This is a genomic window from Zobellia galactanivorans (genome assembly GCF_000973105.1).
Classification (GTDB): domain Bacteria; phylum Bacteroidota; class Bacteroidia; order Flavobacteriales; family Flavobacteriaceae; genus Zobellia; species Zobellia galactanivorans.
The window spans coordinates 1690894-1704960 of record NC_015844.1 but is presented as its reverse complement, the minus strand read 5'-3'; the positions used below and the strand labels follow the sequence as shown (position 1 = coordinate 1704960).

The window sequence follows — 14067 nt, the reverse complement described above, 5'->3', positions numbered from 1 at the left end:
TTCAGTACATTTAAAGCTTAAAATATAACTACTATGTACGAAATTATTCAAGTTGTTCACTCTTACTTGGCTTATGTTGTTCTTGGCCTTTTATTCTTTGCGGTCGCCAATGCCATAATGGGCTTGGTAGGCAATAAAATGTTTACCATGGAAAAGGACTTGCGCCTAAGTCTTTTTACCTTGATTCTAGCCCATATTCAGCTGTTGATAGGCCTAATCTTATATTTTGTCTCTCCGAGCGGATTACAGGCAATTCAAACCCTTGGTATGGGAGGACTAAACGCTGCGTCACGATTATTGGCAGTAGAGCACCCGTTCATTAACATTATCGCCATTGTCTTGATTACCATAGGTTGGTCACGTCATAAAAAGTTTGTGGAAGGGAATAAAAAATTCAAGAGCATTGCCATTTTCTATGGTTTGGGACTTGTATTGATTCTCAGTCGTATTCCTTGGGGCCAATGGCTCAATTAGTTCCAGGCGAATATCACTTTAAAAACCAACTTAAATTTTATAAAATGAAACACATTACCCTAGCCGTATTGCTGCTTTTTACGTTCACGACCTTTGCTCAAGAAAAAGAACTTTTTAACGGGAAGGACCTTGAGGGATGGACCGTCTATGGCACCGAAAAATGGTATGTAGAAGACGGGCTGTTGATTTGCGAAAGTGGTCCCGATAAACAATATGGTTATTTGGCCACGGATAAGCACTACAAAAATTTTGAGTTGACCTTAGAATTTAAACAAGAGGCAAACGGTAATAGTGGTGTCTTTATTCGCTCAACGGTCGATGGTACCAAGGTAAGCGGTTGGCAGGTAGAGGTAGCTCCTCCTGGGCATAGTACCGGAGGTGTGTACGAATCATACGGTCGTGGCTGGTTGATAAAACCTGAAGCCGAGAAAGATAAAGCCCTGAAAATGGGAGAGTGGAATACCATGAAAATTAGGGTCAATGGAGATACCATTACCTCATGGTTGAACGGTACCGAAATGATTACGCTTACCGATGAGACCATTGGTGCGGGAGAAGGTTCTGTAGCACTTCAGATTCACGATGGTGGTGGTATTAAAGTGAAATGGAGAAATATTAAGATTAAATTACTTCAGTAAAAACGAGTCTACAGGCTTGATTAGATGCTCCGTCGAGAGCGGAATAATCAATTTTTTTTAAGTAGAATAGCATTTGGTCGATGTCTTGAAGGTAGGGTCTTCTAAGGGTGCTTTCAAATACCGGTAAAAATTATTTTTTGCTAGAATCCCTAAAATATTTTCAGACATTAAGACGTTATCCAATAGGTGTAAGCAGAATAAACTTACACCTATTTTAGTTTTTTATGTCAAATTTGTAAAGGAAGGGCAAATGTGAGTTGTTCGGCCTTTATTATTTACTGGCCTTTTTATAAATAACAGATAATTGTAATCTCATTATGAAATCCAATAGTAAAAAATCACCTAAAGGTATTTTGGTTTTATTTTTAGTAATGTTCGTAACGACTATGGCTATTGCCCAGAAGAACGGGGCAAAGACTATAGAGTATGTGCGTACGGCTAAATTTGGGAAGGAAATCGTTTATTACGGGGAAAACAATGAGGTGCTCAATGGTACTTTTAAAATAGCCGAAAGGTCGGGTGCTTACAGTGAAGCCAATTTTATAGATGGAAAACCGGATGGAAAATGGATGGCTTACGATAGTTCTGGGAAACTTGAGTTTTACTCTACTTTTGCTATGGGAGTGGGTCATGGTAAAGGAGAATCATATGCCCAAGATGGTAGCGTACTTAATACATATATGTATAAGAATGGGGAAAATGACGGGGAATGGACCTATCGAAATGCCAAGGGAGTATATAAAATAGAGAATTACAAAGAAGGTTCAAAAGAGGGAAAATGGACAAGTATTACTCGAGATTCTAACGGTAAGGTAACTTCAACGACAACGGAGTATTATAAGGCAAATCAACCAACTGGAAAATGGGAGAGCAAAAATGGAGACGGTAAGAGTATTTGGTTAAAAGTATATACAGGTCCCAAATCATATACCGAAACCAAATATTTTGAAAATGGAAAAGTGCGATCGTTGGAGACTTATGCCGACGGGAAGAGAAACGGTAAACAGGAATCGTACTATGCTAACGGTTTTAAAAAAGAAGAATCCAAATACGATCAAGGTCTCAAGGTCATGGAAAAAAAGTACCATGACAATGGTAAATTGGCCTTTTCCGCTACTTATAATGCTAATGGACCTATTGGGGTTAGGGAGGAATATAATAAGAAAGGGATAAAAACAAGGCATACCCCTTATGTTGACGGACGTTTGCAAGGCGTAGATATTACCTATAATTTCAATACAGGTAACAAATATATTGAAAAAGAATATAAGGTTGACATCGTAGATGGTATCTATAAGGAATATTATCCTAGTGGGGAATTGGCCAAGGAAGGGCAATATGTCAAGGGGCAGCGAGAAGGGAAATGGAAGTATTACAAAGCGGGAAAAGTAACTAGAGAGATTCAATTTGAAAACGGCAGTCAGGTTTCCGAAAAAAGATTTGATTAGCGGCAGTCCCTAATGTCATACATTGAGTACTTTAATGGCCTTTCCGGTTCGTTTTTTTAGGGGTGTAATATCGGTTTGATTAAATATATATAGACCGGAAAATGGTCCGAATACCCGCCCGTATAACTGCCTCCCGAATAGGTCCGTTTCGGATACCCTTTGTATCGACCCTTTTTTGTGACCAGGTAAGGGGCGTTGAAAATCCCTGCTTTCCAAAATTTATAACCTCCTTCCGAAGCTTGCAACAGGTTTTGGGTGAAGAATATCTGGTCAAACAAATTCCATTGGTCCCTATAGGCCAAAGAACCTATTCCTTTTTTGTATAATTTCTCCATGGGGTTGTATAGGTCGTTACCTTTCAGTTGACTGACTTTGCCAACGGTTTTGAGCACTTTTTTGAAGCTGTCGTTGGTCGGATCATCGTTAAAATCGCCCATGCTTATAATTTTGGCATTCGCATCTAGCCGCTGAACCGAATCCATAATGTGTTTGTTGAGTTTGGCGGCGGCCATTCGGTTGGGTCTACTTCTCGCTTCTCCCCCACTACGCGAGGGCCAATGGTTTACGATAAAAAATAGTTGCTCGTCATCCAATAGGCCGCCGACTATGAGTTGGTCCCTAGTATAGTTTCTTTCGCCGTCCTCGTTAGTCAATACCAAACGATGACTTGAAGATGAGGTGGGCAAGAATACCTTTTTTTTGTAGAGTAGGGCAACATCTATACCTCGTTCGTCGGGCGAATCGTAATGTACGACGCCGTAATTTTTTGTAATCAAATTTGGGTGATGTAGCAGGTCTTCTATAACCTTGCGGTTTTCAACTTCACAAACACCGATGATATCTGGTGAAGTCTTACTGATGTTAGATCCAATTTCCGATAGAACCTGGGAAAGGTGGTCAAGTTTCTTTCTATAACGTTCCGGGGTCCATTGGTCTTTTCCTTCGGGTGTGCGGTCGTCATCGAATGTAAGACTGTCGTTTTCGGTGTCGAATAGATTTTCGAGGTTGTAGAATGCAATGGTGCGAATACGGTAGGGTTTGTTTTGCTGTGAATTGGCCAAGAATACGAGCAAAAGAAAAACAAGGGTAATTCTAAATTTCATAGTATCAGCGATATAAAAATTTCAATTAACGAAAAAACAGTGATTATTGTAGGGTATTTTTGTAGGAATTTATAAAATTTTTATATATTGAAAGGGTTTGTGGAATATTAAATCTTGGTTAATGCGATTTTCCTTTGTCGCTTTTTTCATGGTTTTCTGCTATGGCCCCGCATGGGCTCAAACGAGCTTTTCCGTAGAGGGAAAAATTGTCTCCCGTCGGTCGGAATTGCCAATCACCAATGCTAAAATCGGTCTTGAGGGACTTCTGATATCTACCCAAGCGGATGACCAAGGAAGGTTCGGGCTTAAGGTTCCCGACGCAGGCGAATATATTCTAACGATTACGGCCGCCGACTATTCGGTAAAACGGCTTCCTATTTCCATAGAAAATGAAAATATTGATTTAGGAGCACTTTATTTAGAAGAGGATATTCGGGCGGAACAAGCCGATAACCTCATTTCCTTAAGCGATTCCGAGCTGTTGGATGATGAGGTCAACTCTAATTCTTCGGCCTTGCTAAGGGCTACTCGAGATGTATTTCTTAATAGGGCCGCCTTTGATTTTGGACAAGCTTTTTTTCGTGTACGGGGCTATGATTCGCAATACGGAAAAGTGCTTTTGAACGGAATCGAAATGAACAAATTTTACGATGGCAGGCCCCAATGGAATAATTGGGGAGGAATGAACGACGTTACGCGAAACCAACAGTTCTCAAATGGCCTGGAAGTATCCGATTATACTTTTGGAGGTATTTTTGGGAGCACCAATATAGATACACGTCCTTCCGGTTTGCGGCCGGGCACCAGGTTGTCCTCTTCATATTCCAATCGAACCTATGCCGGTCGCCTTATGGCTACTTATACATCGAGACTCCATAAAAATGGCTTGGCCTATACGGTATCGGGTTCGAGAAGATGGGCAAAGGAAGGGTATATAGAAGGGACCTTGTACGATGCTTTTTCGCTTTTTGGCGCTGTGGAATACCAATTCGACCAAGACCATAGCATTGCGCTAACTGCGCTATGGGCTTCAAATCGTAGGGGGCGTTCATCGGCCATTACCCAAGAGGTTTTTGATTTAGGGGGGAGTACATACAACCCTTATTGGGGAGAACAAGACGGTGAGATCCGAAATTCTCGGGAACGTATGATCGCAGAGCCTATACTTATGTTCAACCATTACTTCAGTTCCGATAAGTTTAATTTAAATACGGGCGTTGCCTATCAGTTTGGAACAAATTTTAGAAGTAGATTAGGTTACTTCAACGCCCCGAACCCCGACCCGACATATTATCGCTACCTCCCCAGTTTCTATATTAATAGTCCTATTGGGGCCAATTTCATCAGTGCCCATACGATAAAGGAAGGTTTTTTGAAAAATGCGCAAATCGATTGGGACCTGCTCTATAGTGCGAATGCACAGGGGCAGGCGGCCTATGTGTTGTATGACGATGTTTCCGACGACACTCAATTGAGTTTCAATACCACTGGAAACCTGTCTCTGGCCGATGGGCTTTTTGCTGATTTTGGTGTGAGCTATAAAAATCTGGAATCTCATAATTATGCAAGGATCGACGATTTGCTGGGCGCGGATTATCATATGGATGTCGACCCCTTTTCAAATACCTTGAACGATAGTAATGGTACGGTCGAGAAACGGGAAGATGATGTGTTCGGTTATAACTATCGAATGACGGCCGATGCCCTTGAATCGTTTGTTCAGTTTAGGTATGAGCGTAAAAAATGGAATGCCTTTGCCGCAGCAAAGTATGCCGCTACCCAATACCGTCGTAAGGGATTTTTTCACAATGGGCGCTATCCCGATAGTTCATTGGGGGAGAGTGATGAAATTACATTCAATACCTATGGCCTTAAATCGGGGTTGGCCTATAAATTGACCGGAAGGCACTGGTTTGCCGCACACGGGGCATACCTTGTGAAGCCTCCGGTATTGCAGAATGTTTTTGTCAACCCGCGTGAGAATAATAGTGTCGTACCCGACATTCAGGCTGAAACGAATACGAGTCTTGATCTTAATTATTTTTATCGCCTTCCCCAAATGACCGGTAGGCTTACGGGTTTTTATACCCGCTTTCAAAATACCACCGATGTGAATTTCTTTTTTGTCGATACCGGTGTGGGGTCGGACTTCGTTCAAGAGGTCCTCACGGGGCTTGACAAACTGCATATGGGCGCCGAACTAGGATTGGAGTATAAAGTGTCGTCTTCTGTGAAATTAAGCGCTGTAGCGGCCGTAGGTAAATATGTCTATGCGAGTGACCCGAATGTAACGATCAATTTTGATACCGCGGGCAGGGAAGAGGATCTGATCAACCTAGAAGGTGCCGTGGATTTAGGGGTGGCCAAAATCAAAGATTACAAATTGGCACAGGGGCCGCAACAGGCCTATGCAATAGGTATAGAGTATCGTGACCCGAAATATTGGTGGGTAGGGGCCACAGCAAATTATTTGGCGAACAACTACACCAATATTTCTACGGTTTCCAGAACCCGAAGCTTTTATTTGAACCCTGAAACAAATGAGCCTTTTGTAGATGCTACGGAAGAAAATGTTCATAAGATATTGGCGCAAAAACCCTTGGACAATTTTTATCTTCTGAATCTAGTCGGAGGCAAATCTTGGTTAAAAAACGGAAAATATATCAGTGTTTTTGCCAGCATCAACAATGTATTTGACGGTGTGTTCAGAACAGGTGGGTATGAACAAAGTCGCAATGGGAATTACGGACAGTTCAAACAGGATAATTTGAGTGGCACCCCATCTTTTGCCCCAAAATATTGGTACGGTTACGGTCGCACTTACTTTTTGAATTTAGCGTACAGCTTCTAAAATACAGTAAATGAGAAACACATTTTGTTGGAAGAGGGTGTTTATGGGATTTTCGGCGCTTATGGTCGTATGGCTTGCCGCTTGTGTAAAAAACCGCAGTTATGATGTGCCTCCTGTCGCTTGCCTTTCCAATGTAAAGGCCAATGCCACTTATTCCGAAGTGAAAAATTTGTATAAGGGTGAGACGATCCAGATTCAAGAGGATCTGATCATAGAAGGCTTTGTCGTTTCTTCCGATGCGGCGGGTAATTTTTTTAGTGTATTGTATTTTCAAGACAGTCCCTCAAATCCGACACAGGGCTTTCAAATTGAGATCGACCTCCGTGATTCGCATTTGTTTTATCCGGTAGACAGTAAGATCGGAATCAAATTAAAAGGCTTGTACTTAGGTAAGAGTAAAGATGTGTTCAAATTGGGAGGAAGCTTTATGTCTTTCGGGAATATTTCCGTGGGGAGACTGCCTGCAGCTGTCGTAAATGAACATATTTTTAGGTTTTGTAATGGGGATGCCGTCATCGAACCTACCCAGATTGTTATTTCGGATATAGAAAAAGAACAGACCAATACCTTAGTGACCTTGAACGATGTGGAGTTTGTGGAAAATGTATTGGAGCAGAATTTTGCCGAAGTCGGAGAGGAGACCGAACGTCTTTTAACCGATTGTGCCGATAAGGAGATTGTGGTCTTGAATAGCGGTTTTTCCGATTTTCAGTCAGAGACACTTCCTGATGGTAGGGGTAGATTAACGGGAGTTTTGTTACGTGAGAACGATAGTTATATGATGCGTATCCGGAACTTGGACGATATCGACTTTGATCAGGAACGATGTGCTGAGTTGATAGATGAGTTTACTTCTGAACAAATTCTTATTTCCGAATTGGCCGATCCCGACAATAATGCTTCCGCCCGGTTTGTGGAGCTCTACAACGCTTCCGATGGGGCACTGAGCCTAAAGGGATGGACGTTGGAACGATATACCAATGCAAATACCGAAGTGGGGTCGAAAATCGACTTGTCTCCCTTGACCATAGATGCTGGTGGTTATGTGGTGATTTCCCCTAATGCAGCGGAGTTTAAGTCCGTTTATGGTTTTTCGCCCGATTTGGCCGTAGGTACGAATAGTCCGGCAGATTCAAACGGTGACGACAACCTGCGATTAGTAGATCCCTTTGATACCGTTATTGATGTTTTTGGGGTTGTAGGGGAAGATGGTTCTGGGACCGATCATGAGTTTGAAGATGGCAGGGCCGTACGGAAACCGGAAATCTTAAAGGGTAGTACCACCTACGATTTTAAGGAATGGCACATATTTAACGACTCTGGAGATGCGGGAACAACCCGTCTGCCCCAAAAGGCCCCCGATGATTTTACCCCAAAGAATCAAGGTTGATGGTTGTTAGGGTAGCAGAATACGTACTAGGGTTTCTGCGAAGACCGGTTTAATAAGGTAGTTTTTCTCTAGATTGAAGGTTCTGGCCTTTTCAACATCTTGGTCGCTGATCGATGAGGTCATCATATAAATGGTCGGTTTTTCCTTGTCTTTAGGCCAAATCTCGTTCATCTGCGAGATAAAATCCCAACCGCCCATAACGGGCATGTTTATATCCAATAGAATAAAGGTGGGAAGTTCGGCATCTTCTTCTATCATTTTTTTAAAACCTTCAATAGCCTGAAGGCCGTTTTCATAAATAAGGGGGTCTGGTATAGACTTCATGGATTGTAGCCCCCGTTTGAGGCCGAAAACCGCAATGGCGTCATCGTCTATGATACATATTTTTTTATAATTGCTCATTTTTTGATATGGTTTGGATATGAAAAATAGACTGGTTTTATGTCATACCAAATAACATCAATTGAATCCACCGGTATTCTTGAGAATTTTGTGGAGATCCTCAATAGTGATGGGCTTTAGTATATAATTGTTGACAATGTCATAGTCCTGAATTCTTGCAATATCACGAGGGTCTACAGATGAACTGATTATATAGATTAGGATATCTTCTTGGTTGTTGTTGGGCTTTTCGGTGAAGTGGTCTAAAAATTCCCAACCGTTCATTATGGGCATATTTAGGTCGAGAAAGATGATCGAAGGGAGTTCCTTTCCATTATCCGTTATTTGCTGTAATCCTTCTATGGCGTCTTGCCCATTGTTGTAAACAATAATTTCGTCGCTGAAATCAACCTCTTTCATAATGCGCTTGGTGCCATAGATGAAAATAGGGTCGTCGTCAATAATACAGACACTTCTAATTTTTGTAATGTTCATGGTTCTCAAAATAAAGTTTAAATGTACTGCCTACACCTACTGTGCTTTCGACCTCAATCTTTCCGTTCATGGCTTCTATTTGGTTTTTGGTAATGAACAAACCAATGCCCTTGGCGTCTTTATTGCGATGAAAAGTTTTGTACATGCCAAAGATTTTTTTTTGGTGTCGGGTCAAGTCGATGCCCATCCCGTTGTCTTTGAATGATATTATTATAGCATCGTGAGCTAACTCGGCACTTATTTGTATAAGCGGCTTTCTTTTGGGCGAACTGTATTTGAGCCCATTGGAAATTAGGTTAAGAACAATGCTGTCAAGATACGCCGGTATAGCTTTGATGGTCAAATCCCTAGGTATCTTAAGTTCAAAGGTAGCGTTCTTTTCCTGAATCAATTGACTGAGGTTGTTTTCCACATTTTTAAGCGTGTCGTATAAATTAACGGGCTTCTTTTTTTCATGTGCCCCGATTTTCACTTGTACCACCTCGTTCAAGTGCATTATGGTCTCATTAAGGCTGTCTGACGCGCCTCTTAGCATGGTCAACAGATTCTTCCGTTCCTCATCGTTCTTTTCTTTTGTCAAGAAATTGGTCAACATAGATAAATTGCTTGAGTGCGACCGTAAGTTATGGGAAACGATATGCGCAAAATTTAAGAGTCTCTCATTCTGTTCAGAAGTGATGCTCACCAAACGGGTGAGTTTCTTTTCCGTTCTTATTTGCGGGGTAATATCGGTAACCTGGGAGACATAATGAAGCACTTTTCCGTTCATATCGGTAACCGCTGTTGCCGTTAAGATGCCGTAAACGATATGGCCGTTTTTATGAATATACCTCTTTTCAAGTTTATAGCTTGGTTTCAGGCCGCTGACAATTTGTTTTAACAAATGGACATCGTTTTTGAAATCATCGGGGTGGGTGATTTCTAGAAAACTCATTTGGGTCAATTCGTCCATAGTGTAGCCAAGGCAGTCACATAGGCTCTGGTTGACCTTTTCAAAGGAACCGTCTAATGCCACAATGGCCATACCTGTGTTCGAATGCTCAAATGCGCCGTAAAAAGAATCTTCACTCTCTTTGAGCCTCATTTGGGTATTCTTCAATTCGGTAATGTCATAGTTGGCCCCGACTATTTTTACGACCTTCCCGTTCGAATCTTTTTGCGTTACGCCGATGGCGCGCATATGGCGTATATCGCCGTTGGGCCAAACCGCCCTATATTGGGCGTCTAAATTTTTTGTTCCTGATATGGCCTTGGCAATTTCAATGTCTCCATCCCTTCTATCGTCTGGGTGAATACTATTTTGCCAAGTCTCATAGCTCAGGTCGTTTGGGTTGTACTCTAGTCCAAAAAGCCTGAACATGATGTTGTCCCATACCATGGTCTTTGAAACTAGGTCGTATTCCCAAATGCCAACACCTGCTCCTTGGGTGGCCAAAGCAAGGCGTTCCCTTACTTTTTTAAAACCAAGCTCAATCTTCTTTTTGTGATTGATATCTTGAAAGGTGCCGAATATCCTGACACACTTTCCGTTGGCCATTTCTACCTCGCCCTTGGCCCTTACCCATATTTCGTTTCCCTTAGCGGTAACAAGAATGAGTTCCGTGTCCCAAGGTGTGCCATCGGCAAAAGCGTTTGATATAAGGCGGGTAATCTCTTCCCGATGTATGCCTTCCTTGTAAAAATTGATTCCCGTTTCAATATCGGGTTGAAAATCGTTAGGCACTTCGTGAATTTCTCTAGTGATATCCGTCCAAAAAAGTTGGTTCGTAGACAAGTCAATTTCCCAGCCGCCGATCCGGCCAACGCGTTCAGCCTTTGCTAATATTTCTTCCCGTCGCTTTGCTTCGGTTACGTCTTCCAAGAGTATAATAAGGCCTCCGATCTCTCCGGAGTCATCCGTCCAAGCATTGATTTTCCATTTTAACCACTGAAGCGTACCATCTGGATAGATGAATTTTTGGCCTTCACATACGTTTTTTGCTCCCTTTGATAAGCACTCTTCCAATATCGAGTTGAGGGCCTCTGGTGTACGGGGCAAGACATCAAGGTAATTTTTTCCGGCAATCGAGCTTTGATCTTTACAAAAATCGTTGAGCCAGACCTGGGAATAGGCAACAAAGCATAGCTCGGTATTTAAAATGGCAACTGCGCTAGGGGAGTCTTTTATTAGGGATGTGATTGATAGTGTTTGCAAGTTGGGGGGTTTATGTTAAAAATATGAGCGCTACACTTTGTTGTGAGAATTTACCGTCCCAGTCGATGTCTGTATTCCAACAAGAGTTATGTAGCTATAATCTAAAAAGATACTGAAAAACTTTCTAATCTGTATGAACAAAGCCTGAAAACCTTCAATAGGGGCAAATTCATGTTCTATTAACGCACTGCTTAGTATCTTATTTAATAGTAAAAATCTATGTCAAGATAATTATTTAATATAAAAATTTTATAGTTGTCTTTGTGTTTTAGGTAAATTTACAAATAGAATTGCTTGATTATCAATTTAATCACTCATTATACAACATATATAAACAACAATTAGAACCATGAAGAAAAAACTAACTACATCAGCAGGAGCACCGGTATCTAATAATCAACGATCAAAAACCGCAGGAGAACGAGGTCCGGTAGTCGTTCAAGACTACAAGCTTTTAGAGAAACTTGCACATCAGAATAGGGAAAGAATACCCGAACGTGTAGTGCATGCCAAAGGTTGGGGCGCCATGGGTACCTTCACCGTAACACACGATATATCAAAATATACTTGTGCGAAAATATTTTCCGAGATAGGAAAGAAGACGCCCGTTCTCTCAAGGTTTTCTACCGTGGCCGGAGAAATGGGAGCAGCCGATACCGAACGTGATGTTAGGGGGTTCTCGGTCAAGTTTTATACCGAAGAAGGCAATTGGGACATGGTGGGTAACAATACCCCCGTTTTCTTCTTAAGGGACGGTTATAAATTCCCCGATTTTATCCATACCCAAAAAAGACATCCTAAAACCAATTTGCGTTCGCCGGAAGCCATGTGGGATTATTGGTCACTTTCACCTGAAAGCCTTCATCAAGTAACCATATTGATGTCGGACAGGGGTATCCCTATTACGCCAATGCATATGAATGGCTACGGCTCACACACGTATAGCTTTTGGAACAATGATGGCGAGCGGTTTTGGGTAAAGTTCCATTTCAAGACCCAACAAGGACATAAGCATTATACGAATGAAGAATCGGCGGAAATCATCGGTCAGACCCGGGAAAAGTATCAAGAAGAACTTTTTGGGGCCATTGAAGCGGGCAATTATCCGAAATGGACATTGAAAGTGCAGATTATGCCCGAAGCCGATGCCGAAAAAACACCTTATAACCCTTTCGACCTTACCAAGGTATGGCCACATGCCGATTACCCTTTAATCGAGGTAGGTGAGCTAGAGTTGAACAAGAATCCCGATAATTATTGGCAGTTTGTTGAGAATGCGGCGTATTCGCCCTCTAATGTTGTACCGGGTATAGGCTTTTCTCCCGACAAAGTATTACAGGCCCGTATTTTTAGCTATGCCGATGCACATAGGTATCGTTTGGGAACCCACTACGAGGCACTGCCTGCAAATGCACCTATCAACGAACTGAACCACTATCATAAAGACGGGGCAATGCGCTTTTTTACGAATGATTTTGGTAATCCGGATGCGTATTATGAGCCTAATTCAAAAGGAGGGCCGGAAGAGGTGCCAAGTGCAGAGGAGCCGCCAATGAAAATAAGTGGTGATGTGATGCGATATGAAGAAAACGATACTCTGGGCGACTATAAGCAGCCGGGAGATTTGTTCCGTATGTTCGATGAAGGCCAAAGACAACGTTTGTTCAATAATATTGCTACGGCCATGGAAGGCGTTTCCGAAGAAATAGTGCAACGTCAATTGAAACATTTTTACGCAGCCGACCCAGCCTATGGGGCAGGGGTTGAAAAGGCGCTAAGTGACCAAAAAGGAGGACTCGACCCTAATTCAAATGTAAGGCCCGAAGAGGTCGGGGCATAGTTCCTGAACCGAACGGGGATTTCCAAAATAGAAATCCATTAAAATAACACTAGGGTCACGGCACATACCGTGGCTCTTTTGTTTAAATTTATAAAACGAAAGTTTATGGTTGAATACCATAAGACAAATAAAGACAAGTGAGATTATGAGCGATAGGTTTTTTAATGAAATACGCCTGGGCAACCTAGAAGCGGTAACCCATATGTTAAATGATAATCCCGAATTGGTAGATGCCGTAGATCAAAGGGGCTCTACCCCCCTTATTTTGGCTACGTATTACGATCAAATGGAAATAGCCGAATTGTTGTTGGACAAAGGTGCTAAGATCGATGCCATAGATGGGTCCGGGAACACCGCGCTAATGGGGGTGTGCTTTAAGGGATTTGCGGGCATTGCAGAAATGTTGATCGAAAGAGGGGCGAATGTGAACGAACGGAATTCTATGGGGGCTACCAGCCTTATTTATGCCGCTACCTTCAATCGGCCGGAAATTGCCAAACTCTTGCTGGAACACGGGGCCGATACTACGGCTAAAGATGCTAGGGGCAACACGGCCCATGATCATGCAAAAATGCAAGGTGTGCCCGAATTGATAGAGTTGTTGGCCGCTGAGCTTTAATTTAGGGAGGGAATGAAGCAATTAGAGCAAATTAAACGTATAAAGGCGCTGGCGGAAACGGGACTTGTATATGCCGAAGATGAATACAACCGCGAACGCTATACCGAACTCAAACAGCTTGCCCTTGAACTTTTGGCCTCGGTAGCTGATAAACCTTTGTCGGTTTTAGATGATTTTTATATGCCGGTTACGGATTATCCCACCCCTAAAGTCGATGTACGTGGATTGGTCCTTAACGAGAAAAATCAGATTTTGATGGCCAAGGAAAGTGTAGACGGCAAATGGACCATACCCGGTGGATGGGCGGAGGTGGGTTATTCGCCCTCGGCTTGCATTATGAAGGAGATAGAAGAAGAAACGGGGTTGATTACCAATGTGGTAAGGCTTATGGCCGTTTATGATAAGCAATCGCATCCGCATCCGCCACAGCCTTTTTACGTATATAAACTGTGTTTTTTATGCCGACTTAGCGGGGGCAAGCTTATCCCTGGTTTCGATATGCGTGGGGCCGCTTTTTTTGATATTGACGATTTGCCCGAAATATCAAAAGACCGTATTTTGGTTTCCCAACTTAAACAATTGCACGCCATGGCAATTGAAAATAAAACGGAAGTGTATTTTGATTGATGTTTTC

General features: G+C 42.3%; 12 protein-coding genes. 8 read left to right on the top strand and 4 right to left on the bottom strand.

What is annotated here, in order from left to right; genetic code table 11:
* Positions 1–33 precede the first annotated feature (33 nt).
* The 3 genes from ZOBGAL_RS06815 (at position 34) to ZOBGAL_RS06805 (ending at position 2560) form a co-directional block, all read left to right on the top strand.
* Positions 34–474 carry a hypothetical protein gene (locus tag ZOBGAL_RS06815; RefSeq protein ID WP_013992801.1) on the top strand — a complete coding sequence of 147 codons (441 nt, stop codon included), beginning with the start codon at positions 34–36 and terminating at the stop codon, positions 472–474.
* Positions 475–518: 44 nt separating this feature from the next.
* The gene (locus ZOBGAL_RS06810) at positions 519–1112 is read left to right on the top strand and encodes a 3-keto-disaccharide hydrolase (RefSeq protein WP_046287803.1); all 594 of its coding nucleotides are present in this window, start codon (positions 519–521) and stop codon (positions 1110–1112) included.
* 317 nt (positions 1113–1429) lie between these two features.
* Positions 1430–2560 (top strand): toxin-antitoxin system YwqK family antitoxin, encoded by a 1131-nt coding sequence (locus ZOBGAL_RS06805; RefSeq protein WP_013992799.1) that lies wholly within the window; start codon positions 1430–1432, stop codon positions 2558–2560.
* Positions 2561–2616: 56 nt separating this feature from the next.
* On the opposite strand, the gene ZOBGAL_RS06800 is transcribed toward ZOBGAL_RS06805, so the two are convergent.
* A complete protein-coding gene (locus ZOBGAL_RS06800; RefSeq protein WP_013992798.1) occupies positions 2617–3663 on the bottom strand; it encodes an endonuclease/exonuclease/phosphatase family protein in 1047 nt (348 codons plus the stop codon).
* Positions 3664–3784: 121 nt separating this feature from the next.
* On the opposite strand from ZOBGAL_RS06800, the gene ZOBGAL_RS06795 reads away from it, so the two are divergent.
* Both ZOBGAL_RS06795 and ZOBGAL_RS06790 read left to right on the top strand, forming a co-directional pair.
* A complete protein-coding gene (locus tag ZOBGAL_RS06795; protein WP_013992797.1) occupies positions 3785–6514 on the top strand; it encodes a carboxypeptidase-like regulatory domain-containing protein in 2730 nt (909 codons plus the stop codon).
* A gap of 10 nt (positions 6515–6524) precedes the next feature.
* Entirely contained in the window at positions 6525–7904 is a 1380-nt protein-coding gene (locus ZOBGAL_RS06790) for a DUF5689 domain-containing protein (protein WP_013992796.1), read from the top strand.
* A 6-nt stretch (positions 7905–7910) separates the two neighbouring features.
* On the opposite strand, the gene ZOBGAL_RS06785 is transcribed toward ZOBGAL_RS06790, so the two are convergent.
* Genes ZOBGAL_RS06785 through ZOBGAL_RS22630 form a run of 3 tightly spaced genes read right to left on the bottom strand, consistent with a single transcriptional unit; the run spans position 7911 to position 10974 of the window.
* The gene (locus tag ZOBGAL_RS06785) at positions 7911–8306 is read right to left on the bottom strand and encodes a response regulator (RefSeq protein ID WP_013992795.1); all 396 of its coding nucleotides are present in this window, start codon (positions 8304–8306) and stop codon (positions 7911–7913) included.
* A gap of 57 nt (positions 8307–8363) precedes the next feature.
* Positions 8364–8780: a response regulator gene (locus ZOBGAL_RS06780; protein WP_013992794.1), complete on the bottom strand. Its 417-nt coding sequence runs from the start codon at positions 8778–8780 to the stop codon at positions 8364–8366.
* Positions 8761–10974, bottom strand: a complete 2214-nt coding sequence (locus tag ZOBGAL_RS22630; protein ID WP_013992793.1) for a PAS domain S-box protein — start codon at positions 10972–10974, stop codon at positions 8761–8763. Before ZOBGAL_RS22630 ends, ZOBGAL_RS06780 begins: the two co-directional genes overlap by 20 nt.
* A gap of 349 nt (positions 10975–11323) precedes the next feature.
* Here ZOBGAL_RS22630 and ZOBGAL_RS06770 point away from each other — a divergent pair, with 349 nt between their 5' ends.
* The 3 genes from ZOBGAL_RS06770 to ZOBGAL_RS06760 all read left to right on the top strand — a co-directional run bounded on the left by ZOBGAL_RS06770 (position 11324) and on the right by ZOBGAL_RS06760 (position 14060).
* Complete coding sequence (locus ZOBGAL_RS06770; protein WP_013992792.1) at positions 11324–12814, top strand: catalase; 1491 nt, start codon at positions 11324–11326, stop codon at positions 12812–12814.
* A gap of 145 nt (positions 12815–12959) precedes the next feature.
* Positions 12960–13433, top strand: coding sequence for an ankyrin repeat domain-containing protein (locus ZOBGAL_RS06765; protein ID WP_013992791.1), 474 nt, complete (start codon positions 12960–12962; stop codon positions 13431–13433).
* A 12-nt stretch (positions 13434–13445) separates the two neighbouring features.
* Positions 13446–14060 (top strand): NUDIX hydrolase, encoded by a 615-nt coding sequence (locus ZOBGAL_RS06760; protein WP_013992790.1) that lies wholly within the window; start codon positions 13446–13448, stop codon positions 14058–14060.
* Positions 14061–14067 lie beyond the last annotated feature (7 nt).

Bases quoted from the DNA above. Each gene is read 5' to 3' on its own strand.
- ZOBGAL_RS06815 (WP_013992801.1), top strand. From the start codon at position 34: ATGTACGAAATTATTCAAGTTGTTCACTCTTACTTGGCTTATGTTGTT.
- ZOBGAL_RS06810 (WP_046287803.1), top strand. From the start codon at position 519: ATGAAACACATTACCCTAGCCGTATTGCTGCTTTTTACGTTCACGACC.
- ZOBGAL_RS06805 (WP_013992799.1), top strand. From the start codon at position 1,430: ATGAAATCCAATAGTAAAAAATCACCTAAAGGTATTTTGGTTTTATTT.
- ZOBGAL_RS06800 (WP_013992798.1), bottom strand. From the start codon at position 3,663: ATGAAATTTAGAATTACCCTTGTTTTTCTTTTGCTCGTATTCTTGGCC.
- ZOBGAL_RS06795 (WP_013992797.1), top strand. From the start codon at position 3,785: ATGCGATTTTCCTTTGTCGCTTTTTTCATGGTTTTCTGCTATGGCCCC.
- ZOBGAL_RS06790 (WP_013992796.1), top strand. From the start codon at position 6,525: ATGAGAAACACATTTTGTTGGAAGAGGGTGTTTATGGGATTTTCGGCG.
- ZOBGAL_RS06785 (WP_013992795.1), bottom strand. From the start codon at position 8,306: ATGAGCAATTATAAAAAAATATGTATCATAGACGATGACGCCATTGCG.
- ZOBGAL_RS06780 (WP_013992794.1), bottom strand. From the start codon at position 8,780: ATGAACATTACAAAAATTAGAAGTGTCTGTATTATTGACGACGACCCT.
- ZOBGAL_RS06770 (WP_013992792.1), top strand. From the start codon at position 11,324: ATGAAGAAAAAACTAACTACATCAGCAGGAGCACCGGTATCTAATAAT.
- ZOBGAL_RS06765 (WP_013992791.1), top strand. From the start codon at position 12,960: ATGAGCGATAGGTTTTTTAATGAAATACGCCTGGGCAACCTAGAAGCG.
- ZOBGAL_RS06760 (WP_013992790.1), top strand. From the start codon at position 13,446: ATGAAGCAATTAGAGCAAATTAAACGTATAAAGGCGCTGGCGGAAACG.